This is a genomic window from Variovorax sp. J31P179, assembly GCF_030316985.1.
Classification (GTDB): Bacteria; Pseudomonadota; Gammaproteobacteria; order Burkholderiales; family Burkholderiaceae_C; genus Variovorax; species Variovorax ginsengisoli_B.
This window is the reverse complement of the sequence record NZ_JASZYL010000011.1, coordinates 18,628-39,491: the sequence shown is the minus strand read 5'-3', so window position 1 is coordinate 39,491 and position 20,864 is coordinate 18,628. Positions and strand designations below refer to the sequence as shown.

Here is a 20,864-nt window from a genome sequence, read left to right as displayed (position 1 = left end):
GATGAACTCACCGATTTCCTATCCGGCGCACGTCGCCGCGCTCAAGCCCTACGTTCCAGGTCTTCCGATTTCCGCGGTAGCAGCTCGCTCGGGCATTGCCGAGGACCGCATCGTCAAGCTCGCGTCGAACGAGAACCCCCTGGGCGCCAGTCCGAAGGCGCTGGCCGCGCTGTCGCGCGCCGCGATCGATCTTTCCCGCTATCCGGACAGCGACTGTGCGGCGCTTTCCGACGCGATCGCTGCGTTCCATGATGTTCCCCGTGACTGGATCGTGATGGGCGCCGGCTCCGAGAGCGTGCTCGGCAACCTGGCCTCGACCTTGCTGCAGCCCGGGCGCTCGACGGCGTACTCGCAGTATTCGTTCCAGGCCTATGTGAACGCCGCACAAAAACTGGGGGCGACGTCGACCGTGGTGCCATCGCCCGATTTCCGCGTCGACCTCGAGGGCCTCGCCGACGCGATCCACCCATCGACGGCCCTTGTCTACATCGCCAATCCCGGCAATCCGACCGGCACCGTGGTCGATCCCGACGCGCTCGGGGCATTCCTGGACCGCGTACCCGCACACGTCGTCGTGCTGCTGGACGAGGCGTACTTCGAGTTCATGCCTGCCGATCTTCGTGGCGATTCGGTGGCGTGGGTGCGCCGGCATCCCAATCTCGTGGTCACCCGGACGTTCTCCAAGGCCTACGGCCTCGCGGGATTGCGCATCGGCTATGGAATCGCTCAATCGGGCCTCTCGGAGGTGATGCGCAGGGTCCGCTCGCCATTCACGATTTCCGACGCCGCGCAGGTGGCCGCAATAGCGGCGCTCGACGATGTCGAGTTCATCGAACAGACCGTAGCGATGACCGACCAGGGCCGCAGCGCGCTCATCAGCGGCCTGGGCGCGAAGGGGTATCGATGCATCGGGTCCCACACCAACTTCATCCTGGCCGACGTCGGCGGCGGGGCCCAGTTCGCCAGCAGGCTGGAGAAGCACGGCCTGATCGTGCGCCCGGTCACGGCCTACGGCCTGGCCGATTGGGTTCGCATCAGCATCGGCACGCCGGCCGAGATCGACAGGATGCTCGCGGTGCTATAGAACGTGAACACGCCCTAGTCCATCGTGGCGCCGGACGCCTTCACGACCGCACCCCAACGCGTGGTCTCGGACTTCAGGTACGCGGCGAGTTGCTGCGGCGGCAGCGTTGCCGCCTCGACGCCCTCGGCGGCAAGGCGCTCCTGGACCTGCGGCTGCTTCATGACTTTTTCGAGGGCGACCGCGAACCTTGCGATCAGCTCCGGCGGCGTTCCCGCGGGCGCCACGAGGCTTTGCCAGGCGACTGCCTGGAAGTCCTTGGTGCCGGCAGCGCCAGACTCCGCGATCGTGGGCACCTCGGGCATCGCGATCTGCCGCTTGGGCGAGGTGACGCCCAACGCCCGCAGACGTTCCCCGCGTACATGCGCAAGCGCCGGCGGGATGTCGCTGAACATCAACTGGATCTGCCCGCCGAGCAGGTCGGTCATCGCGGGCGCGCTGCCGCGATAGGGAACGTGGGTGAGATCGGCGCCGGTGGCGGACTTGAACATCTCGACGGCGAGGTGCTGAGGACTGCCGCTTCCGGCCGACCCATAGCTCAACTTGCCCGCCTGCGCTTTCGACAGGGCGATCAGTTCCGCGATCGATCCAACCGGCACCGACGCATTCACCACCGCGACCAGCGGTACGGAGCCGATCATGCCGATGGGTGCGAAATCCTTGATCGGGTCATAGCCGAGACACTTGTAGAGCCACGGATTGATCGCCAGCGTGGTGCTTGTCGCCACGAGCAGGGTGCGGCCATCGGCCGGGGCGCGTGCGGCATAGGTCGCCCCCAGGCCACTGCCTGCGCCCGGCTTGTTCTCGACGACGATGGTGGTGCCCAGGAGGGGAGCCATCTCCTTGGCCAGGATGCGCCCGAGCAAGTCGGTCGTGCCGCCCGGGGCATAGGGCACCACGAGCGTGATCGGCTTGTCTCCCTGCGCCCATACGTTGGCCGCCGCCGTGGCTGCGGCGACGGAGCCTGCCAGTCGGATGATCGCGTTGCGTCTGTTCATGAAAATGTCTCTTTAGCAGGCCGACGGTCGATGCCGGGAACTGCCGGTTGTTGGTCAGCAAGGGCCATCAATTAGAGGCCAACGGCCTTTCGTTGGAAAATGAATCCTTCTATGGCGATTCATAAGCAACCCTTATCTTCCTTTCCTTCCGTGCGGCAGCTGCGTGCCTTCGTGGCCGTGTATCACACCGGCAGCGTCTCTGCCGCGGCGCAGGAGCTTTCCCTCACGCAGCCCGCAGTCACCATGCTGCTGCGCGAACTGGAGACGAAGCTCGGCGTGAGCCTGTTCGATCGCCACACCCGGGCGGTACATCGGACCGATGCCGCGAGCCACGCGATCGGCTATGCCCAGCGGGCGCTGGCGGAAATGGAAGGTCTGTCGACCTCGATGAGCGAACTGGCCGGCCTGCATGCAGGCCGCGTTCGCGTGGTGGCCACGGCCGCCGTCGCCCAGGCCTTGCTGCCTCCGGCGATGCGCAAGTTTCTGGACCAGCACCCGGGCGTGAGCCTGGAGATCGACGAAGTCGGGCCGGCGGACTTTGCCAGCGCCATCGAAGTCAATCATGTGGACTTTGGTGTTGGAACGCTCGAGGGATCCGGATCCAGCCTGCGTGAGGAGGTGCTGATCCGCGAGACCCTGGTCGCGGCCGCCCTCCCCTCGGCCTCGTTCCCCGGCGGCATCCCGATGACATGGAAGCAGCTGAGCGCGCTTCCCTTGGTGACGGTCCGCTCGGGCTACGGCATCAGGGGCCGTATCGAAGCCGCCGCGCAGGAAGCCGGGGTCGAACTCAAGATTGCGCATGAGGTCTCCCTGCTCGCAACGGCCGTGGCGTTGGCGGCGAACGGCCTCGGCGTGGTCGTGGTGCCTCCATCCATCGTGGCGCGCGAATCGAAGCTGGTGATGCAGCGGCTCATCCGACCCACCATCGAGCGGGTGATCGGCGTTCATTTCCGGCGGGAGCGATCACTGTCGCCGGCGGCCGACGCATTCCTGCAGGTGCTCAAGCTTGTCGCCGTCGGCGGCTAGAAGGCGACGTCATCCGCCGTGCGTTGCCGGTTTCCCGACCATCATTTTTCATTTAGTTTGCATTCAAATGATTTTGATAGAATGCTTTCCATGAAGAACGAAAGCCCCCTCGACCCGCACCAGCGCATCGGTATCCGCCTGGTGGGCCTGGCGCGGCGCTGGCGACAGGCGCTCGATTCCCGGCTGTCGGCGGTCGGTTTGACCGATGCCACCTGGGCGCCGCTGATGCATCTGCACGAACTGGGCAGCGGCATCTCGCAAAGCGATCTCGCCGCCGCGGTCGGCCTCGACGGCTCCAGCCTGGTGCGCCTGCTGGATATCCTGGTCGAACGGGCGCTGATCGAGCGCCGTCCGCACGCGGTCGACCGCCGCGTGAAGGTGGTCCACCTGACCCCCGCCGGTCGACGCACCGTGGCATCGATCCGCAAGCGGCTGCATGCCATCGAATCCGAGTTGCTGGCCGACGTCGACGCGCAGGATGCGCAGGTCGTGCTGCGCGTGTTCGAGCGGATCGAGGTCCGCATCGCCGCCATGAACTGAGACACCCCATGCACGCACCTCACGACTTCGTCCGCACGCGCCGCGCATCGCTGGGCCGCCTGCTGGCACCGGCGCGCCTGCGCGAGAGCTTCGCGGTCGCGAGGCCGCCCTCGTTGCGCAACGCCGCGGTGGCCGGCATGCAGACCTCCCTGGCGGTGCTGTTCGCCGTGGCGGCCACCCACCTGTCGCCATGGGCGCACATGGAAGGCTTTCCCGCGCTGGGTGCCCTGGCGGCGCTCTTCGGGCGCTTCGCACCCGCCGGCCGACGGATGTCCGTCGTGCTGCTCTCGGGCCTGCTCCTTGCCGCGTCGGTCGGCGCGCTGTCGTTGGCCTCGATCGCCGGCGCCACGCCGGCGACGATGCTGATCTGCCTGGCGCTGCTCGCCGGGGTGCTGACCTGGTTGACGAACCACTGGCGGCTCGGCGCCCCCGGCGCAGTGATCTTCGTGTTCGCGGCCTGCGCCGCCGTCGGGCCCATGGATGCGTGGCGAACCGTCGTCGAGCGCGTGCTTTTCACAGCGGCGGGCGCCGCCGTCGCCTGGTGCATCTGCCGTGCGACCGACCGGCTGCGTTCCGACGCGCCAATGGCCGCGGCCCCGGGCAGCGAGCGGCCGCTGCTGCATCAATGGAACGCAGCCGGGCGCATCGCGCTCTGCGCGGCCAGCGCCGCGCTGCTGGCCCTGGCCGCCGGCTGGCCGCATCCCGCGTGGGCGGCGATCGGCGCCACGGCAGTGCTGCAAGGCAGCCACCTGCACATCACGATGCATCGCGCGGTGCAGCGCACCGTCGGCACCGTGATCGGCGCCGCCCTGGCGTCGGGGATCCTTGCGAGCCAGCCAACGTTCTGGCCATTGCTGGCGGCCGTGATCGTGCTGCAGTTCATCACCGAACTGGTGATCGGCTTCAACTATGTCTTCGGCCTGATCTGCGTCACGCCGATGGCCCTGCTCATGACCTCGCTCGCGGCGCCTTCCGTCAGCGGCGGCATGCCGATGGCGCGCGTCCTCGACACCGTGCTCGGCGCCTTGGTGGGCATCGCCTTCGCACTCGTCTTCTCGACGCTCGACGACCGGTCCCACCTGGCCGCGCACCACGAGAACGCACGGGCCGGCTGATCCGAGGATCAGGGCGTGATCGCCACCTTGCTGACCTTGCCGCTCTCGAGAAGACCCGTCAGAGGGCAATCACCACCGGCGCGAGCACCGTGGCCGCCTGCTTGAGGAGTTCGAACTCCTCGTCGGCGAGCGGCAGGCTGCGCATGTCGAAATGGGACAACGTTCCCCACAGGTGGCCGGACACGGGGTCGAGCATGGGCACGCTGTGATAGGAGACCACGATGCCTCTCAGCGCATGGCCGAACAGGCGGGGGTCGGCAAGCGAGTTGTCGGTGCGGAAGGCGGCTTCCCTGACCACATACTGGCAGTAGCTGCGGCTGAACGGAACGACGGCCAGGAACTCAGGCCGGATCCGACCCGCCTTGTCGTGCAGCAGGACGTTGTGGAGCAGCGGCCCGGCAAACCGGTAGACGGCGCTGAAGCGATGCGGCACGCCATCGTTGAGGTACGCGAGCGCCGCACCGGGACCCCGGTCCAACGCCTCCGTCACGGCATCGATAGTGCGCACGCACGTCATCCGCTCATTGTGCTTCAACCACGAGACAGTTGCACCCTCCGCGTCTCCCCAGGCCTAGGGATGCGCGCTGCGCGCTTTGCCTACACACGACGTCATGATTCCCCGCCAAAATTGCTGCATTGCAGCAAAGGAGGCCTCAATGCCGAGCAGGAAGAAGACGCCGGCGGAACGCATCTCGGTCACCGACCAGGTCGGGAAGCGGCACGTCGTCGTGAAATATGTCGATCTCGTCGACCCGGGCGCTGCGAGCGTCGAGCGCGAGCGGGTGGAACAGGCCGAAACCGAATACCGGCTGACGACGGGCGCCAGCGTCAACAGGACCGGCGCCGATACCTTCGAGACGGCGGATGGACGCTTGCGGCTGAAGGCGCTGTGAGCGCGCGCGGCGCCAGAAAGAGGAAAGCCCCTGCAAGTCATTGACTCACAAGGGCTTTTATCTGGCGGAGTGGACGGGACTCGAACCCGCGACCCCCGGCGTGACAGGCCGGTATTCTAACCAACTGAACTACCACTCCTGGTAGACAACGTTCACTCCATCAAGGAGCCAAGTGCTGCGACTTGTGCCTGCTTCACCTTGCAGTGAAACTGGCGACCCTACGGGGATTCGAACCCCGGTAGCCACCGTGAAAGGGTGGTGTCCTAGGCCTCTAGACGATAGGGTCAAAACCTTAGGAACCGCGCTGCGATCAGCGCTTGTTACTTCAAAATCTCCAACTCGACACCATGTTGGTGGAGGTAAGCGGGATCGAACCGCTGACCTCTTGCATGCCATGCAAGCGCTCTCCCAGCTGAGCTATACCCCCCTGGGTGTCGAGCCTCAAATTATAGCCTGAAAATCAGGCCTCCTTCAATCTCTTCAAAATAGTTTCGCGAGAAAAAAGCGCGAGTACCGAATCGAGAGAAGGCGTCTGCGGCGTGCCCATCACGAGCACTCGCACCGGCATGGCTAATGCCGGCATCTTGAGACCTTGCGCAACCAGCACTTCCTTGATGGCTGATGCGATCGCTGCCTTGTCCCAAGCGACGCCCGATAGTTTATCCGCAAGTTCGGCGATTGCCGGGCGCACCGCAGCAGAAATATGCTGTTCGCGATCGGCATCGCTCGGATGCACGTCGGCATAGAACGCAGCAGCCCATCCGGCCAGCGCAACGGTCGTGTCGCACCGGTCCTTGAAGAGGCCGCAGATCGCAGGCAGGCGCTCGTCGGCCGTGATGCCGCGCTTGTGCAACTGGGCAGCCACCAGCGGTGCCAGCGCATCGTCGGCCATCGCCTTCAGGTGCTGTGCGTTGACCCAGCGCAGCTTGGTCTCGTCGAACTGCGCCGCACTGCGGCCCAGGTGGTCGAGGTTGAACCACTCGACGAACTGCGCGCGCGAAAAGATCTCGTCGTCGCCATGGCTCCAGCCCAGGCGCGCGAGATAGTTCACCATCGCCTCGGGCAGGAAACCCTCGTCGCGGAACTGCGTCACGGGCTTGGCGCCATTGCGCTTGCTCATCTTCTCGCCCTGCTCGTTGAGCACGGTGGGCAGATGCGCATACACCGGCGGCTCCTTGCCGAGCGCGCGGAAGATGTTGATCTGGCGCGGCGTGTTGTTGACGTGGTCGTCGCCGCGGATCACGTGCGTGATCGCCATGTCGATGTCGTCGACGACGACGCAGAAGTTGTAGGTGGGCGTGCCGTCGGGGCGCGCGATCACGAGGTCGTCGAGTTCGTCGTTGCCGATCTCGATGCGGCCCTTGACCTTGTCGTCCCACGCCACCACGCCGCCCTGCGGATTGCGGAAGCGCAGCACCGGCTGCACGCCCTCGGGCACCGGCGGCAAGGTCTTGCCGGGCTCGGGCCGCCAGGTGCCGTCGTAGCGCGGCTTCTCCTTCGCGGCCATCTGCTTCTCGCGCAGCGCGTCGAGTTCGGCCATGCCCATGTAGCAGGGGTAGACCAGGTTCGCGGCCTGCATCTCGGCCAGCACCGCCTTGTAGCGGTCCATGCGCTGCATCTGATAGAACGGGCCCTCGTCGTGATCGAGGCCCAGCCACTGCATGCCTTCGAGGATCACGTCGACGGCGGCCTGCGTCGAACGCTCGACGTCGGTGTCCTCGATGCGCAGGATGAAATCGCCTCCGGTCGAGCGCGCGAAGGCCCACGGGTAGAGGGCCGAGCGGATGTTGCCGAGGTGGATGAATCCGGTCGGGGACGGTGCGAAACGGGTGCGGGTCTTCTGTGTCATGCCAGGGTGCTCAGGCCGCGCAGGAGGTCGGCCTTGATGTCGTCGATATGGTCGAGGCCCACCGCGACGCGGATCAGGCCCTGGCCGATGCCGGCCGCCTGCCGCTGGGCTTCGGTGAGGCGCCCGTGCGAGGTGGTGGCCGGATGGGTGATGGTGGTCTTGGTGTCGCCGAGATTGGCCGTGATGCTGAGCACGCGCGTGCTGTCGATCACGTGGAAGGCGTTGGCACGCGCCGCTTCGGGGCCGTCGCCCTGAACGTCGAAGGACACGACCGCGCCGCCGAGCCCCGACTGCTGGCGCATCGCCAGTTCATGCTGCGGATGCGAGGTCAGGCCCGGGTAGTAGACGCGGGCGATGCCCGGCTGCGTCTCCAGCCATTGGGCCAGCGCCAGCGCACCGGCGCAATGCGCCTGCATGCGGATGCCCAGCGTCTCGAGGCCCTTGAGCACGACCCAGGCGTTGAACGGCGACAGCGCCATGCCGGCGGTGCGCACCACCGGCCCGAACACTTCGTTGATCAGCTTCGACGAACCGCAGATGGCACCGGCCAGCACCCGCCCCTGCCCTTCGAGGTACTTGGTCCCCGAATGGATCACGAGGTCGGCGCCGAGTTCGGTCGGCCGCTGCAGGGCCGGCGAGCAGAAGCAGTTGTCGACCGCCAGCAACGCGCCCGCGCCATGCGCCAGGTCGGCCAGCGCGCGGATGTCGCAGACGTCGGTCAGCGGATTGGTCGGCGTCTCGGCGAACAGCAGCTTGGTGGTCGGGCGGATCGCCGCCTTCCATTCGGCGACATCGGTCTGCGAGACGAAGGTGGTCTCGACGCCGAACTTGCCGAACTCGCGGCCGATCAGGTTCAAGGTGGAGCCGAACACCGAGCGCGAGCACACAACGTGATCGCCGGCACGCAGCAGGCCCATGCACATCATGAGGATCGCGCCCATGCCGCTCGAGGCGCCGATCGCGGCCTCGGTGCCTTCGAGTGCCGCCAGGCGCTGCTCGAAGCTGGCCACGGTCGGGTTCGAGGTGCGGGTGTAGGTGAAGCCTTCCTCGGTGCCGGCGAAGCGGCGCGCCGAGGTCTCGGCGTCGGGCTGCACGAAGCTGCTGGTGAGGAACAGCGCCTCGGAGTTCTCGCCGTACTGGCTGCGCTCGAGCGCGGTGCGCACCGCCAGCGTGTCGCGGTGCAGTCCGGGGGGCAGGGATCGATCGGTCGTCACGGGTTCACTCGGCGAGGTTGGGCAGCGCGAGGCGCGACGAGTCTTCGCCGGTCTCCTCGATGCGCGGCCGGTTGCCGTTCATGCGCGAGATGGCTTCGGTGTCGATATCGCCCGTGACATACACGCCGTCGAAACAGGAGGCATCGAAGCCGTCGAGCTTCGGATTCAGCGAGCCGATGGCGCGCTTCATGGCGTCGACGTCCTGGTAGATCAGCGCGTCGCAGCCGATCAGTTCGCGGATCTGCTCGACCGTGCGGTCGTGCGCGACCAGTTCGTCCTTGGTCGGCATGTCGATCCCGTAGACGTTGGGGTAGCGCACCGGCGGCGCCGCGCTCGCGAGGTAGACCTTGCGGGCACCGGCGTCGCGCGCCATCTGGACGATCTCGCGGCTGGTGGTGCCGCGCACGATCGAGTCGTCGACCAGCAGCACGTTGCGGCCCTTGAACTCGCTGGCGATCACGTTGAGCTTCTGGCGCACCGACTTCTTGCGCACGCCCTGCCCTGGCATGATGAAGGTGCGGCCGACATAGCGGTTCTTGACGAAGCCTTCGCGGTAAGGAACGCCCAGCAGATGCGCCAACTGCGTCGCGCTCGGCCGGCTCGATTCGGGGATCGGAATGATGACGTCGATCTCGCTCGGCGGCACGGTCGAGACCACGCGCTTGGCCAGCGTCTCGCCAAGGTTCAGGCGTGCCTGGTAGACCGAGATGCCGTCGAGCACCGAATCCGGGCGCGCCAGGTAGACGAACTCGAAGATGCAGGGATTGAGCGTCGGCGAGTCGGCGCATTGCTCGGAATGCACCTGGCCCTGCAGGTCGACGAAGACCGCCTCGCCCGGCGCGATGTTGCGCTCGAACACATGGCCCGAGCCCTCTAGCGCGACCGATTCGCTGGCCACCATGACCGTGCCGTCGGCGCCGCGGCCCATGGCCAGCGGCCGGATGCCGTAGGGGTCGCGGAAGGCCAGCAGGCCGTGGCCGGCGATCAGCGCCACCACCGCGTAGGAGCCGCGCAGGCGGCGCTGCGTGTTGCGCACCGCCTCGAACACGGTGGCCGAGTTGAGCAGGCCGCCACGGGTGGCGCGGTCGAGTTCGTGCGCCAGCACGTTGAGCAGCACTTCGGAGTCGCTCTCGGTGTTGGTGTGGCGGTGGTCGGTGGAGAACAGCTCGGTGCGCAGCGCGTGGGCGTTGGTCAGGTTGCCGTTGTGCACCAGCACGATGCCGAAGGGCGCGTTGACATAGAAGGGCTGGGCCTCTTCCTCGCTGTACGCATTGCCCGCGGTCGGGTAGCGCACCTGGCCCAGGCCGACGTCGCCCGGCAGGCCGCGCATGTTGCGGGTGCGGAAGACGTCGCGCACCATGCCCTTGGCCTTGTGCATGAAGAACTTGCGCTCGAGCAGCGTCACGATGCCGGCGGCATCCTGGCCGCGATGCTGCAGCAGCAGCAAGGCGTCGTAGAGCAGTTGATTGACGGGAGCGTTGCTGACAACGCCGACGATTCCACACATGAAGCGATCCTCTCAGGGCAGGTAGCTTGCCAACTTATCTGGCAAGGCGGGTTTCAGGCCCTGCAATGCCGCATCGAGAACAATGGCGCTGCGCGATCCGTGCCACCAGGCACTGTCGCTCAACGCCAGCAAATGAACAACCACCGCGACGGCGAGCATCGCCACCGCGCCGCGCGCCACGCCGAACACGCCGCCGAGGATCCGGTCCACCGGCCGCAAGCCGATCGCGGCGACCAGCTTGCGCGTGAGCGCCGCCAGCAAGCCGACGCTGAACGCCACGCCGACGAACACCAGCACGAAGCCGGCCGCATAGCGCCAGCTCGCGGCCGGATCGCCGAAGGGCAGCCAGCGCCCGACGTCCTCGGCCAGCCATTGCGCCGCCACGAAGGCCACGACCCAGCCGGCCAGCGAAATCACCTCGAACACCAATCCGCGCACCAAGCCCAGCAGCATCGACACCAGGAGCAGCGCGACGGCGATCCAGTCGAGCGTGGCCACGTCGCTGCGCGAGCCTACAAGCTGAGGACGGCGGCCGACAAAGACAAGCCCTTGACCTTGGCCGCGGCCCGGTCGGCCTCGGCGCGGCTGGCGAAGGGGCCGACACGCACACGCGTGCGTTCGCCATCGGCCGTCTTCGCGACGCTGGTGTAGGTCTTGAGGCCGGATTTTTCGAGCTTCTGGCGCACTTCACGGGCCTTGTCCGCATCGGCGAAGGCGCCGACCTGGACCACGAAGCGGCCGTTGTCGTCGGCGGGCTTGGTGGCCGCGGCGGCGGCCGCCGCCACGGTGGTCGGCTTGCCTTCGAGCAGCGCCCGGGCCCGGGCGGCGTCATCTGCGGCGGCGGCCGGCTTCGGCGCGGCGGGCTTGGACTCGGGTTTCGGCTCAGGCTTGGGCTCGGCTTTGGCTTCAGGCCTCTGCTTGGGTTCGGGCTTCGGGTCCGGCCGGGCCTCGGCCTTGGGGGCCGCCTTGGGCTCCGGCGCGGCTTCGGCGGCCGGCGTCGCGGCGGCCAGCTTGCCCGGCGAGATCTCGCTGCCGTCGGCCGCCTCGGTGATCATGCCGCCGGAGCCCGCAGTGGCGGGCGCGGCGGCGACCGGCTTGTCGGTGCCCGGTGCGGCGGTGGTCGCGGGCGTCGGCAGGGCCAGCGGCTTGACCTTGTTGCGATCGGGAATGTCGATCGGGATGTCGACCGAGATCGGGCGTGGCTGGGTGTCGAACAGCAGCGGGAAACCGACCACGCCGATCAGCACCAGGACGGCCGCGCCCAGCAGCCGGTGGCGTGCCCGGCGGCGCATCGCCTCGATGCTCTCAGCCGGCGCGGCGGCGACGGTGTTTCGCCCTTCGTTGCCTTGAGGACCGCGGGTGCGGAACTTGAAGAACGCCATGAAATTCGTTTTCCTGAGGGGTGCAGCGTGCGGTTGAAACGAGAAGAATCGGAAGCAGGAGGCGCCGGAAATCAGGCTGTTTCAGGAGCCGGGAGCCAGGTGCCTGGCGCCCAGACGGGGTGTTCCGTGCTCGAGCACACCACCCACGGTGAAGAACGATCCGAAGACCACGATTCTATCAGCGGGGTCCGCGCGATCGATGGCCGCCTGCAGCGCCTCCATGGGTGCGCCGTGGACGCTGGCCGAGACGTCGCTGCGCTTGTTCTGGGCCTGCCAGCGCACGATCAGGTCGTCGGCCTTGGCCGCCCGCGCGGTCGGCAGGTCGGTGAAGTACCAGCGGTCGATCATCGGCCCGATGCGCGCGAACATCGGCGCCAGGTCCTTGTCGGCCATGACGCCGAACACCGCGTGGGTGGTCGGATAGAAGCCCATCGCGTCGAGGTTCTCGGCCAGTGCCGCCACCGCATGCGGATTGTGGGCGACGTCGAGCACCAGCGCCGGCTCGCCCGGGACGATCTGGAAGCGGCCCGGCAGCTCGACCATCGCCAGCCCGTTGCGCACCGCCTGGGCGGTGATCGGCAGGCGCTGGCGCAGCGACTCGAGCGCCGCCAGCACCCCGGCCGCGTTGACCAGCTGGTTGGCGCCGCGCAGCGCCGGGTAGGCCAGCCCGCTGTAGCGCCGGCCGCGGCCGCTCCAGCCCCATTGCTGCTGGTCGCCCATCACGTTGAAGTCGCGGCCGACGCGCCAGAGGTCGGCGCCGATCGCCTCGGCATGGTCGACCACGCTCTGCGGCGGCACCGGATCGCTGACGATCGCCGGCCGGCCCGGGCGCATCACGCCGGCCTTCTCGAAGCCGATGGCTTCGCGGTCGTTGCCGAGGAATTCCATGTGGTCGAGGTCGATGCTGGTGATGACCGCGCAGTCGGCATCGACGATGTTGACCGCGTCGAGCCGCCCGCCGAGCCCCACCTCGAGGATCGCGACGTCGGGCTTGCTGGCAGCGATGCACAGCAGGATCGCCAGCGTGGTGAATTCGAAGTAGGTCAGCGCGACGTCGCCCCGGCCTTGCTCCACCTGCTCGAAGAACGGCGCCAGCACGCCGGCGGCGACCGCTTCGCCGACCAGCCGCAGCCGCTCTTCGAAGCGCACCAGGTGCGGCGAGGTGAACACCGCGGTGCGGTAGCCGGCATGGGTCAGGATCGACTCGAGCATGGCGCAGGTCGAGCCCTTGCCGTTGGTGCCGGCCACGGTGATGACCGGGCAGTCGAAGGCCAGGCCCAGGCGCTGCGCGACCGCGCGGACCCGGTCGAGGCCGAGCTCGATGTTCTTGGGATGCAGGCGCTCGGCGTGCGCCAACCAGTCTTCTAGGGTTTTCATGGAGCCCGGAATTGTCGCCGACCGGCGCCGCGGGCATCATCGCCGCATGACAACCCTCTACGGCATCCCGAATTGCGACACCGTCAAGCGCGCCCGCGCCTGGCTCGACGACCATGGCATCGCCTACGATTTCCACGACTTCAAGAAGGCCGGCGTGCCCGAGGCCGAGCTCGACCGCTGGCTGGCCGCGCCGGGCTGGGAGGCGCTGGTCAACCGCCGCGGCACCACCTGGCGGCGGCTGGACGACGCCACCCGCGCCGCGGTGGTCGATGCCGCGTCGGCCCGCGCGGTGCTGCTGGCCAACCCTAGCCTGATCAAGCGGCCGGTGGTCAACTGGGGATCGGGGCGAGACGTTACAACTGGATTCGACGCCGCCCAGTGGAAAAGCCACGCTTTGTAAAGGGTTGGAACCGTTGAGGCCCGAACGCCTCCAACGTTTTGGCGAGGGCGCCCCGCCCCCCGGGAATCCAGGAGATTTGACATGAACAAGACAAGCGCACGCACCGCAACCGCCCTGTCGCTGCTGGCCGCGCTGGCCGGCTTCGGCACGCTGGCCCAGGCCGAACAGGTGCAGGCACGGGTGATCACGAGCTCGCCGGTGACCGAATCGAACGGCGTCATCCGCTACAACGTGACCTACGAATACGCGGGCCGCCAGTACAACACCCGGGTCAGCAACCCGCCAGGTGCCAGCATCTGGGTCGATTCGAGCGCCTACGGCGTCGCCACCCCTTCGCCGGTGGCGCCGCAGCCGCAGATGGCGGCCGGTCCGGTCGAGGCGACCCAGCAGTACGGGCAGCAGCAGTACGGGCAACAGCAGCAACAGCAACCGCAGGACTGGAGCAACGTCGTGCCCGAGCCGGGCCTGGTGGTGTCGGGCGGCGGCGCGCCCGCCTCGGCCCCGCTCTACGCCCAGGGAGCCCCGGTGTATGCGCCGGCACCGGTCTACGTGCAGCCGGCACCGGTGTACTACCCGGCCCCGGCCTACTACCCGGCACCCGCCTACGCCTACCCGCCGATCGGCATCTCGCTGGGTTTCGGCTACTCGCGGGGCTGGGGCGGCCGCTGGCGCTGATCCCTGACTTGGGCCGGAAGGCCGGCCGGCAAGCCTAAAATCAACGGCTTTGCCAACCCAACCGGGCGCGTTTCCTCAGAACGCGCCTTTTGCTTGCCGCGACGCAGGCAATGCCAGGCCCTTCTACCCATGAGCACTACCGAATCCCTCCTGAGCGCCACGGTCTCGACCAAGGCCAACGTGTACTTCGACGGCAAATGCGTGAGCCACAACCTCACGCTGGCCGACGGCAGCAAGAAGTCGGTCGGCGTGATCCTGCCGTCGACCCTGACCTTCAACACCGGCGCGCCCGAAACCATGGAAGGTGCCGGCGGCCAGTGCGAGTACCTGCTTGCGGGCAGCACCGAATGGGTGGCCTCGGGCGCCGGCCAGAAGTTCAGCGTGCCAGGCAACTCCAGCTTCCAGATCCGCGTCAGCGGCGAGCCCTACAGCTACATCTGCCACTTCGGCTGAACGGAATCCAGCGCATGTCTTCCACCATCCTCCAGAACGTTCCCGCCGGCCAGAAGGTCGGCATCGCCTTCTCCGGCGGCCTCGACACCAGCGCCGCGCTGCACTGGATGCGCAACAAGGGCGCGATTCCCTACGCCTACACCGCCAACCTGGGCCAGCCCGACGAGCCCGACTACGACGAGATTCCGCGCAAGGCGATGCTCTATGGCGCCGAGAAGGCGCGCCTGGTCGACTGCCGCACCCAGCTGGCCGCCGAAGGCATCGCCGCCCTGCAGGCCGGCGCCTTCCACGTCACGACGGCCGGCCTGACCTACTTCAACACCACGCCGCTGGGCCGTGCGGTCACCGGCACCATGCTGGTGTCGGCCATGAAGGAAGACGACGTCCACATCTGGGGCGACGGCAGCACCTTCAAGGGCAACGACATCGAGCGCTTCTACCGCTACGGCCTCTTGACCAACCCGGCGCTGAAGATCTACAAGCCCTGGCTCGACCAGACCTTCATCGACGAGCTCGGCGGCCGCAAGGAGATGTCGGAGTTCATGCAGAAGGCCGGCTTCGCCTACAAGATGTCGACCGAGAAGGCCTATTCGACCGACTCGAACATGCTGGGCGCCACGCACGAGGCCAAAGACCTCGAGTTCCTGAACAGCGGCATGAAGATCGTGCAGCCGATCATGGGCGTCGCCTTCTGGAAGGACGAAGTGGAAGTCAAGCGCGAAGAGGTCCGCATCCGCTTCGAGGAAGGCCGTCCGGTCGCCCTCAACGGCGTCGAGTACGCCAGCCTGGTCGACCTGCTGCTCGAAGCCAACCGCATCGGCGGCCGCCACGGCCTGGGCATGAGCGACCAGATCGAGAACCGCATCATCGAGGCCAAGAGCCGCGGCATCTACGAGGCGCCCGGCCTGGCGCTGCTGTTCATCGCCTACGAGCGGCTGGTGACCGGCATCCACAACGAGGACACGATCGAGCAGTACCGCGACCACGGCCGCCGCCTCGGCCGCCTGCTCTACCAGGGCCGCTGGTTCGACCCGCAGGCCATCATGCTGCGCGAGACCGCCCAGCGTTGGGTGGCGCGCGCGGTCACGGGCGAGGTCACGGTCGAGCTGCGCCGCGGCAACGACTACTCGATCCTCGACACCGTGAGCCCCAACCTGACCTACGCGCCCGAGCGCCTGTCGATGGAAAAGGTCGAGGACGCGCCGTTCAGCCCGCTGGACCGCATCGGCCAGCTGACGATGCGCAACCTGGACATCGTCGACACCCGCGCCAAGCTGGCGATCTACACGCAGACCGGCCTGCTGTCGTCGACGCAGGGTGCGTCGCTGCCCCAACTCAAGAACGACGAAACGAAGTGAGTCGGGCCGTCGTGGTCGTCAGACCACGACCGGTTCCGGTTCCAGCCGGATGCCGAAACGCTCGTAGACGCTGGTCTGGATCGCCTTGGCCAGCGTCATCACCTCGCCGCCGGTCACCGGGTTGGCGCTGCCGCCGCGGTTGACCAGCACCAGCGCCTGGCGCTCGTAGACGCCGGCGTTGCCGACCGACTTGCCCTTCCAGCCGCAGGCATCGATCAGCCAGCCGGCCGCCAGCTTGATGCTGCCGTCGGCCATCGGGTAGTGCACGATCTTCGGGTCGCGGGCGATGATGTCGGCGCACTGCTCGGGCGTCACGGTCGGGTTCTTGAAGAAACTGCCGGCATTGCCGAGCACCCGCCAGTCGGGCAGCTTGGCGCGGCGGATGGCGCAGATCCAGTCGAAGACCTCGATCGGCTCGGGCTGGAAATTGCCGGTCTCGTCCATCTTTCGCTCGAGGTCCAGATAGCCCAGCACCGGCTTCCAGGGCCTGGGCAGCCGGAAGCGCACCCGCGTAATCAGCGCCCGGCCCGCCAGCCCGAAATCGTTGCCGCCGCTGGCCGCGTGCTTGAACACCGAATCGCGGTAGCCGAAGGCGCACTGCGCCGCATCGAGCGTGAAGACGCGGCCGGTCTGCAGGTCGATGGCGTCGAGCGACTCGAAGCGGTCTTGCAGCTCGACCCCGTAGGCGCCGATGTTCTGCACCGGCGAGCCGCCGACCGTGCCGGGGATCAGGGCCAGGTTCTCGAGCCCGGGGAAGCCCTGCTCGAGCGTCCAGCGCACCGTGTCGTGCCAGACCTCGCCGGCGCCGGCCTCGACGATCCAGGCCCGGGGCGTCTCGTCGACCAGCCGCAGGCCCTTGATCTCGACCTTCAGGACCAGCGGCTTGACGTCGCCGGTCAGCACGATGTTGCTGCCGCCGCCGAGCACGAACTTGGGCGCGTCGCGCCACTGCGCGTCGGCCAGCAGCGCCGCGACGTCGGCCTCGCCGCTGATGCGCGCCAGGTGCTGGGCGCGCGCGACGATGCCGAAGCTGTTGTGCTGCTGCAGCGGTACGTTGTGCTCCACGATCATGGGAGAATTGTCGCATTCGCACACCGCGCGAACCCGTGCGCGGTCCCCTTTCCTTCTTTTTTGTTGCTGCCGGAGCCTTTCATCCATGCCGTCCTTCGACACCGTTTGTGAACCCAACTTGCCCGAGGTCAAGAATGCGGTCGAGAACACCGCGAAAGAGATCGGCACGCGCTTCGACTTCAAGGGCACCGCCGCCTCGGTCGAGCTCAAGGACAAGGAAATCACCATGATCGGCGACGCCGAGTTCCAGCTGGTGCAGGTGGAAGACATCCTGCGCGCCAAGCTGACCAAGCGCAGCGTCGACGTCCGCTTCCTCGACAAGGGCGACGTCCAGAAGATCGGCGGCGACAAGGTCAAGCAGGTCATCAAGGTCAAGAGCGGCATCGAGACCGAGACCTCCAAGAAGATCCAGCGCCTGATCAAGGACAGCAAGCTCAAGGTGCAGGCCTCGATCCAGGGCGACGCGGTGCGCGTCACGGGCGCCAAGCGCGACGACCTGCAGGCCGCGATGGCACTGATCAAGAAGGACGTGCCCGACATGCCGCTCAGCTTCAACAACTTCAGAGACTGATCCCCTCCCATGAAAAAGCCGCTGCTCGCGCTCCTGTTCGCGGCAGCCTGCGCCCTGGCGCAGGCCCAGTCGGTCACGCTGACCGGCACCATCGGCAGCCGCGCGATCCTGATCGTGAACGGCGGCGCACCGAAGACGCTGGCCATCGGCGAGAGCTTCCAGGGCGTCAAGCTGGTCTCGCTGCAGGGCGAGCAGGCCACGGTCGAGGCCGAGGGCAAGCGGGTCGCGCTGCGCATGGACACGCCGGTGAGCATCGGCGGCGGCGGGCCTGCGGGCGGCGGCGGCACCCGCATCGTGCTGCCGGCGTCGAGCGGCGGGCACTTCATGGCCCAGGGCGCCATCAACGGCCGGTCCGTCAACTTCATGCTCGACACCGGCGCCACCACCATCGCGCTGTCGGCCGCCGACGCGCAGCGCATCGGGCTCGATTTCAGCAAAGGCCAGCCGGTGCGCATGAACACGGCCAACGGCATGTCGCAGGGCTATCGGGTGAAGCTCGGTTCGGTCCGCGTTGGCGACGTCGAGGTCTATGACGTCGACGCCATCGTCTCGCCGGAGCCCATGCCCTACATCCTGCTCGGCAACAGCTTCATCAGCCGCTTCTCGATGCGGCGCGATGCCGACCAGATGGTGCTGGAAAAGCGGTTCTGACTCAGGCTACCGCAGCCGTGACGACGATCTCGATCTTGTAGCCCTGCTTGGCCATCGCGGCCTGCACGGTCGCGCGCGGCGGCGTGTTTCCGGCCGGGATCCAGGCGTCCCAGACTTCGTTCATCGCGACGATGTCGGTGATGTCCGAAAGAAAGATCTGCACCATCAGGAGGCGCGATTTGTCGCTGCCGGCCTCGGCCAGCAGGCGGTCGACCATCGCCAGCACCTGCGCGGTCTGGCCGCGGATGTCCTGCGACAGGTCGTCGGCCACCTGGCCGGCGAGGTAGACCGTGCCGTTGTGGACCGCGGTCTCGCTGAGGCGCGGACCGACGTGAAAGCGCTGGAGGGTGGCCATGGGATGTGTCCTTGTTGGTTGCTATGTTTTCTTCGAACCGAGCCTGGACTCGGTACCGGCCGCCAGTCGGCGGATGTTCTCCCGGTGGCGCCAGACCAGCAGCAGGCTGATCGACACCAGCACCAGCAGCACCGCGAGGTCGAGCGGCCAGGCGATCTGGCCGCCGATGAGGTAGTAGGCCGGCGCGAAGAACGCGGCCACGATGGAAGCCAGCGACGAGTAGCGGAAGAAGACCGCGATGATCAGCCAGGTGACGCCGGTCGCCAGGCCCAGCAGCGGCTCGATGCCGACCAACGCACCGGCGGCGGTCGCCACCCCCTTGCCGCCCTGGAAACCGAAGAACACCGGATAGAGGTGGCCCAGGAAGGCCGCCAGGCCGGCCACCGCGGCGGTGCCCGCGCCCAGGCCCAGGGCGGCGCCGAAGTGGTGGATCAGGAACACCGGCAGCCAGCCCTTGAGCGCGTCGAGCAGCAGGGTCGCGAGCGCGGCGCCCTTGTTGCCCGAGCGCAGCACGTTGGTCGCACCCGGGTTCTTGCTGCCATAGCTGCGCGGGTCGGCCATGCCGAGCGACTTGCTGACGATCACGGCAAACGAGAGCGAGCCGACCAAGTAGGACAGGACGATCGCGATCAACGAGGGGATGTAGGAACTCACGGTTTCTCCGGGCGCCTCCGTTCGAGGCAGCCGGCTATTCTGCCAGCGCGCACTGCACCGGCTGGGCGCCGAGCAACTGGAGGCACACCTGCGGGTCGATGCCCACGAGATAGCCGCGCCGTCCGCCGTTGATCGCGATGCGCGGCAAGTCGAGGATGGTCGACTCGATGTAGACCGGCATCGCGCGCCGCGTGCCGAAGGGCGAGGTGCCGCCGACCAGGTAGCCGCTGTGGCGGTTCGCGACCTCGGGCTTGCAGGGCTCGATCGATTTGGCGCCGATCTGGCGCGCCAGGTTCTTGGTCGACACCGTGCGGTTGCCGTGCATCAGCACGATCAGCGGCTTGGCGTCCTGGTCCTGCATGACCAGCGTCTTGACCACCGTGAAGGGGTCGAGGCCGAGCACCTCGGCACTGTGCTGTGCGCCGCCATGCTCGAGGTACTCGTAGGGGTGCTCGGTGAAGGCGATGCCGTTCGCCCGCAGCAGCTGGGTGGCGGGGGTTTCGGAGACGTGCGTCTTCTTGGCCACGATTTCTAGTCAGTTGAGGACAGAGCAAAAACTGCTGCGCAGTTTCTTGGTCTGTCCCGCAAGGCCTCAGGAAGCAGGATCCCGCATTTCCCACCGAATCTTGTCGATCTCGGCCAGCAGCTCCGGCGACAGCGTGGTGCCCCAGGCGTCCAGGTCTTCGTTCAGCTGGGCCACCGACGTGACGCCGATGATGGTGCTCGCGACCTGCCATTTGGTGTAGCAGAAGGCCAGTGCCATCTGCACGGGCGTCAGGCCGTGGTCGCGGGCCAGCGCGTTGTAGCGACGCGCCGCCTTCAGCGCATCGGGACGGCCCCAGCGCTGCTTGCGCACCGATTCGTAGCTCGAGATGCGGGCGCCCCTCGGCGCGTCCGGTCCCTCGGTGCCGCCCAGGTCGTACTTGCCGGTCAGGAGGCCGAAGGCCAGCGGCGAATAGGCCAGCAGCGACACGCCCAGGCGGTGCATGGTCTCGTCGAGCCCGTTCTCGGCCGCGCGGCTGATCAGGCAGTAGACGTTCTGCACAGTCGCCACGCGCGGCAGGCCGTGCTGTTCGGCCAGGCGCACGAATTCGTGCACGCCATAGGGCGTCTCGTTCGACAGGCCGATCGCGCGCACCTTGCCGGCCTTGACCAGCTTGCCCAGCGCTTCGAGCTGGTCGTGGATCGGGGTGGTCGAGGTCTCCCGCTTCGGGTCGTAGTAGAGCTGGCCGAAGGCCGGCACATGGCGCTCGGGCCAGTGGATCTGGTAGAGGTCGATGACGTCGGTCTTCAGGCGCTTGAGGCTGGCTTCGCAGGAGGCGGCGATGTCGGCCGGCGTCATGCCGCTGCCCTCGCGCACCCACGGCATGCCACGCGACGGGCCCGCGACCTTGGTCGCCAGCACGAGTTTCTGGCGCGCTCCCGGGTTTTTCTCGAACCAGTTCCCGATGATGGTTTCGGTGGCGCCGAAGGTCTCCTTGCGCGCCGGCACCGCGTACATCTCGGCGGTATCGATGAAGTCGACGCCGCGTTCCAGGGAACGATCGAGGATCGCGTGGGCGGTGGGCTCGTCCACCTGCTCGCCGAAGGTCATGGTGCCGAGGCAGATCGGCGTGACATGGAGGTCGCTCTGACCGAGTTGGATTTTTTGCATGGCCGAAATGCTACAGGGTGGATGCAACGCCTGTCTTGCA

The 20,864-nt window shown here is 67.4% G+C and carries 24 protein-coding genes and 3 tRNA genes; 11 read left to right on the top strand and 16 right to left on the bottom strand.

The window, feature by feature from the left end; translation table 11 throughout:
- Window position 1 precedes the first annotated feature (1 nt).
- Window positions 2-1,084, top strand: a complete 1,083-nt coding sequence (hisC, locus tag QTI17_RS25330) for a histidinol-phosphate transaminase (protein ID WP_286536426.1) — start codon at window positions 2-4, stop codon at window positions 1,082-1,084.
- A 14-nt stretch (window positions 1,085-1,098) separates the two neighbouring features.
- Here the strand turns inward: hisC and QTI17_RS25325 are convergent, their stop codons facing one another.
- On the bottom strand, window positions 1,099-2,079 hold the full coding sequence (locus tag QTI17_RS25325; protein ID WP_286536425.1) for a Bug family tripartite tricarboxylate transporter substrate binding protein: 981 nt from the start codon (window positions 2,077-2,079) through the stop codon (window positions 1,099-1,101).
- A gap of 111 nt (window positions 2,080-2,190) precedes the next feature.
- Between QTI17_RS25325 and QTI17_RS25320 the strand changes: the two genes are divergently transcribed.
- The 3 genes from QTI17_RS25320 (at window position 2,191) to QTI17_RS25310 (ending at window position 4,760) form a co-directional block, all read left to right on the top strand.
- Window positions 2,191-3,105 (top strand): LysR family transcriptional regulator, encoded by a 915-nt coding sequence (locus QTI17_RS25320; protein WP_286536424.1) that lies wholly within the window; start codon window positions 2,191-2,193, stop codon window positions 3,103-3,105.
- Window positions 3,106-3,195: 90 nt separating this feature from the next.
- On the top strand, window positions 3,196-3,645 hold the full coding sequence (locus tag QTI17_RS25315; RefSeq protein WP_286536423.1) for a MarR family winged helix-turn-helix transcriptional regulator: 450 nt from the start codon (window positions 3,196-3,198) through the stop codon (window positions 3,643-3,645).
- Window positions 3,646-3,653: 8 nt separating this feature from the next.
- Complete coding sequence (locus QTI17_RS25310) at window positions 3,654-4,760, top strand: FUSC family protein (RefSeq protein WP_286536422.1); 1,107 nt, start codon at window positions 3,654-3,656, stop codon at window positions 4,758-4,760.
- Window positions 4,761-4,818: 58 nt separating this feature from the next.
- Here the strand turns inward: QTI17_RS25310 and QTI17_RS25305 are convergent, their stop codons facing one another.
- Window positions 4,819-5,268: a GAF domain-containing protein gene (locus QTI17_RS25305; RefSeq protein ID WP_286536421.1), complete on the bottom strand. Its 450-nt coding sequence runs from the start codon at window positions 5,266-5,268 to the stop codon at window positions 4,819-4,821.
- 148 nt (window positions 5,269-5,416) lie between these two features.
- Here QTI17_RS25305 and QTI17_RS25300 point away from each other — a divergent pair, with 148 nt between their 5' ends.
- Complete coding sequence (locus QTI17_RS25300) at window positions 5,417-5,653, top strand: hypothetical protein (protein WP_286536420.1); 237 nt, start codon at window positions 5,417-5,419, stop codon at window positions 5,651-5,653.
- Window positions 5,654-5,715: 62 nt separating this feature from the next.
- On the opposite strand, the gene QTI17_RS25295 is transcribed toward QTI17_RS25300, so the two are convergent.
- The 9 genes from QTI17_RS25295 to folC all read right to left on the bottom strand — a co-directional run bounded on the left by QTI17_RS25295 (window position 5,716) and on the right by folC (window position 12,994).
- Window positions 5,716-5,792 (bottom strand) — tRNA-Asp (locus QTI17_RS25295).
- Window positions 5,793-5,863: 71 nt separating this feature from the next.
- Window positions 5,864-5,939 (bottom strand) — tRNA-Glu (locus QTI17_RS25290).
- 65 nt (window positions 5,940-6,004) lie between these two features.
- Window positions 6,005-6,080 (bottom strand) — tRNA-Ala (locus QTI17_RS25285).
- Between the two features lie 33 nt (window positions 6,081-6,113).
- On the bottom strand, window positions 6,114-7,502 hold the full coding sequence (gene gltX, locus QTI17_RS25280; RefSeq protein WP_286536419.1) for a glutamate--tRNA ligase: 1,389 nt from the start codon (window positions 7,500-7,502) through the stop codon (window positions 6,114-6,116).
- Window positions 7,499-8,716 carry an O-succinylhomoserine sulfhydrylase gene (locus QTI17_RS25275; RefSeq protein WP_286536418.1) on the bottom strand — a complete coding sequence of 406 codons (1,218 nt, stop codon included), beginning with the start codon at window positions 8,714-8,716 and terminating at the stop codon, window positions 7,499-7,501. The genes gltX and QTI17_RS25275 overlap by 4 nt, the downstream gene beginning before the upstream one ends.
- A 4-nt stretch (window positions 8,717-8,720) precedes the next feature.
- Entirely contained in the window at window positions 8,721-10,223 is a 1,503-nt protein-coding gene (purF, locus tag QTI17_RS25270; RefSeq protein WP_286536416.1) for an amidophosphoribosyltransferase, read from the bottom strand.
- 12 nt (window positions 10,224-10,235) lie between these two features.
- Complete coding sequence (locus QTI17_RS25265; RefSeq protein WP_286527134.1) at window positions 10,236-10,721, bottom strand: CvpA family protein; 486 nt, start codon at window positions 10,719-10,721, stop codon at window positions 10,236-10,238.
- Window positions 10,722-10,735: 14 nt separating this feature from the next.
- A complete protein-coding gene (locus QTI17_RS25260) occupies window positions 10,736-11,605 on the bottom strand; it encodes an SPOR domain-containing protein (protein ID WP_286536415.1) in 870 nt (289 codons plus the stop codon).
- Window positions 11,606-11,686: 81 nt separating this feature from the next.
- On the bottom strand, window positions 11,687-12,994 hold the full coding sequence (gene folC / locus QTI17_RS25255) for a bifunctional tetrahydrofolate synthase/dihydrofolate synthase (RefSeq protein WP_286536599.1): 1,308 nt from the start codon (window positions 12,992-12,994) through the stop codon (window positions 11,687-11,689).
- A gap of 34 nt (window positions 12,995-13,028) precedes the next feature.
- Between folC and QTI17_RS25250 the strand changes: the two genes are divergently transcribed.
- From QTI17_RS25250 to argG, 4 genes are all read left to right on the top strand, one after another.
- Window positions 13,029-13,382 carry an ArsC family reductase gene (locus QTI17_RS25250; RefSeq protein WP_286536414.1) on the top strand — a complete coding sequence of 118 codons (354 nt, stop codon included), beginning with the start codon at window positions 13,029-13,031 and terminating at the stop codon, window positions 13,380-13,382.
- 81 nt (window positions 13,383-13,463) lie between these two features.
- On the top strand, window positions 13,464-14,057 hold the full coding sequence (locus QTI17_RS25245; protein WP_286536413.1) for a hypothetical protein: 594 nt from the start codon (window positions 13,464-13,466) through the stop codon (window positions 14,055-14,057).
- A 129-nt stretch (window positions 14,058-14,186) separates the two neighbouring features.
- Window positions 14,187-14,510, top strand: coding sequence for a pyrimidine/purine nucleoside phosphorylase (gene ppnP / locus QTI17_RS25240; RefSeq protein WP_286527130.1), 324 nt, complete (start codon window positions 14,187-14,189; stop codon window positions 14,508-14,510).
- A gap of 14 nt (window positions 14,511-14,524) precedes the next feature.
- A complete protein-coding gene (argG, locus tag QTI17_RS25235) occupies window positions 14,525-15,868 on the top strand; it encodes an argininosuccinate synthase (protein ID WP_286527128.1) in 1,344 nt (447 codons plus the stop codon).
- Window positions 15,869-15,886: 18 nt separating this feature from the next.
- On the opposite strand, the gene murB is transcribed toward argG, so the two are convergent.
- Window positions 15,887-16,939, bottom strand: coding sequence for a UDP-N-acetylmuramate dehydrogenase (gene murB / locus QTI17_RS25230; RefSeq protein ID WP_286536412.1), 1,053 nt, complete (start codon window positions 16,937-16,939; stop codon window positions 15,887-15,889).
- Window positions 16,940-17,024: 85 nt separating this feature from the next.
- Here murB and QTI17_RS25225 point away from each other — a divergent pair, with 85 nt between their 5' ends.
- Window positions 17,025-17,510: a YajQ family cyclic di-GMP-binding protein gene (locus QTI17_RS25225; protein WP_286503767.1), complete on the top strand. Its 486-nt coding sequence runs from the start codon at window positions 17,025-17,027 to the stop codon at window positions 17,508-17,510.
- A 9-nt stretch (window positions 17,511-17,519) separates the two neighbouring features.
- On the top strand, window positions 17,520-18,161 hold the full coding sequence (locus QTI17_RS25220; RefSeq protein WP_286536411.1) for a retropepsin-like aspartic protease family protein: 642 nt from the start codon (window positions 17,520-17,522) through the stop codon (window positions 18,159-18,161).
- A 1-nt stretch (window position 18,162) separates the two neighbouring features.
- Here the strand turns inward: QTI17_RS25220 and QTI17_RS25215 are convergent, their stop codons facing one another.
- The 4 genes from QTI17_RS25215 to QTI17_RS25200 form a co-directional block, all read right to left on the bottom strand.
- The gene (locus QTI17_RS25215; RefSeq protein WP_286536409.1) at window positions 18,163-18,516 is read right to left on the bottom strand and encodes a RidA family protein; all 354 of its coding nucleotides are present in this window, start codon (window positions 18,514-18,516) and stop codon (window positions 18,163-18,165) included.
- A gap of 21 nt (window positions 18,517-18,537) precedes the next feature.
- On the bottom strand, window positions 18,538-19,170 hold the full coding sequence (gene plsY, locus QTI17_RS25210; protein ID WP_286536408.1) for a glycerol-3-phosphate 1-O-acyltransferase PlsY: 633 nt from the start codon (window positions 19,168-19,170) through the stop codon (window positions 18,538-18,540).
- Window positions 19,171-19,204: 34 nt separating this feature from the next.
- Window positions 19,205-19,696 carry an aminoacyl-tRNA deacylase gene (locus tag QTI17_RS25205; protein WP_286536406.1) on the bottom strand — a complete coding sequence of 164 codons (492 nt, stop codon included), beginning with the start codon at window positions 19,694-19,696 and terminating at the stop codon, window positions 19,205-19,207.
- A 66-nt stretch (window positions 19,697-19,762) separates the two neighbouring features.
- Complete coding sequence (locus QTI17_RS25200; protein WP_286536404.1) at window positions 19,763-20,824, bottom strand: aldo/keto reductase; 1,062 nt, start codon at window positions 20,822-20,824, stop codon at window positions 19,763-19,765.
- Window positions 20,825-20,864 lie beyond the last annotated feature (40 nt).

What these genes read in the sequence shown, in the direction of transcription:
- hisC (WP_286536426.1), top strand. Translation starts at nt 2, where the DNA reads ATGAACTCACCGATTTCCTATCCGGCGCACGTCGCCGCGCTCAAGCCC.
- QTI17_RS25325 (WP_286536425.1), bottom strand. Translation starts at nt 2,079, where the DNA reads ATGAACAGACGCAACGCGATCATCCGACTGGCAGGCTCCGTCGCCGCA.
- QTI17_RS25320 (WP_286536424.1), top strand. Translation starts at nt 2,191, where the DNA reads ATGGCGATTCATAAGCAACCCTTATCTTCCTTTCCTTCCGTGCGGCAG.
- QTI17_RS25315 (WP_286536423.1), top strand. Translation starts at nt 3,196, where the DNA reads ATGAAGAACGAAAGCCCCCTCGACCCGCACCAGCGCATCGGTATCCGC.
- QTI17_RS25310 (WP_286536422.1), top strand. Translation starts at nt 3,654, where the DNA reads ATGCACGCACCTCACGACTTCGTCCGCACGCGCCGCGCATCGCTGGGC.
- QTI17_RS25300 (WP_286536420.1), top strand. Translation starts at nt 5,417, where the DNA reads ATGCCGAGCAGGAAGAAGACGCCGGCGGAACGCATCTCGGTCACCGAC.
- gltX (WP_286536419.1), bottom strand. Translation starts at nt 7,502, where the DNA reads ATGACACAGAAGACCCGCACCCGTTTCGCACCGTCCCCGACCGGATTC.
- purF (WP_286536416.1), bottom strand. Translation starts at nt 10,223, where the DNA reads ATGTGTGGAATCGTCGGCGTTGTCAGCAACGCTCCCGTCAATCAACTG.
- QTI17_RS25260 (WP_286536415.1), bottom strand. Translation starts at nt 11,605, where the DNA reads ATGGCGTTCTTCAAGTTCCGCACCCGCGGTCCTCAAGGCAACGAAGGG.
- QTI17_RS25250 (WP_286536414.1), top strand. Translation starts at nt 13,029, where the DNA reads ATGACAACCCTCTACGGCATCCCGAATTGCGACACCGTCAAGCGCGCC.
- QTI17_RS25245 (WP_286536413.1), top strand. Translation starts at nt 13,464, where the DNA reads ATGAACAAGACAAGCGCACGCACCGCAACCGCCCTGTCGCTGCTGGCC.
- ppnP (WP_286527130.1), top strand. Translation starts at nt 14,187, where the DNA reads ATGAGCACTACCGAATCCCTCCTGAGCGCCACGGTCTCGACCAAGGCC.
- argG (WP_286527128.1), top strand. Translation starts at nt 14,525, where the DNA reads ATGTCTTCCACCATCCTCCAGAACGTTCCCGCCGGCCAGAAGGTCGGC.
- murB (WP_286536412.1), bottom strand. Translation starts at nt 16,939, where the DNA reads ATGATCGTGGAGCACAACGTACCGCTGCAGCAGCACAACAGCTTCGGC.
- QTI17_RS25225 (WP_286503767.1), top strand. Translation starts at nt 17,025, where the DNA reads ATGCCGTCCTTCGACACCGTTTGTGAACCCAACTTGCCCGAGGTCAAG.
- QTI17_RS25220 (WP_286536411.1), top strand. Translation starts at nt 17,520, where the DNA reads ATGAAAAAGCCGCTGCTCGCGCTCCTGTTCGCGGCAGCCTGCGCCCTG.
- QTI17_RS25215 (WP_286536409.1), bottom strand. Translation starts at nt 18,516, where the DNA reads ATGGCCACCCTCCAGCGCTTTCACGTCGGTCCGCGCCTCAGCGAGACC.
- QTI17_RS25200 (WP_286536404.1), bottom strand. Translation starts at nt 20,824, where the DNA reads ATGCAAAAAATCCAACTCGGTCAGAGCGACCTCCATGTCACGCCGATC.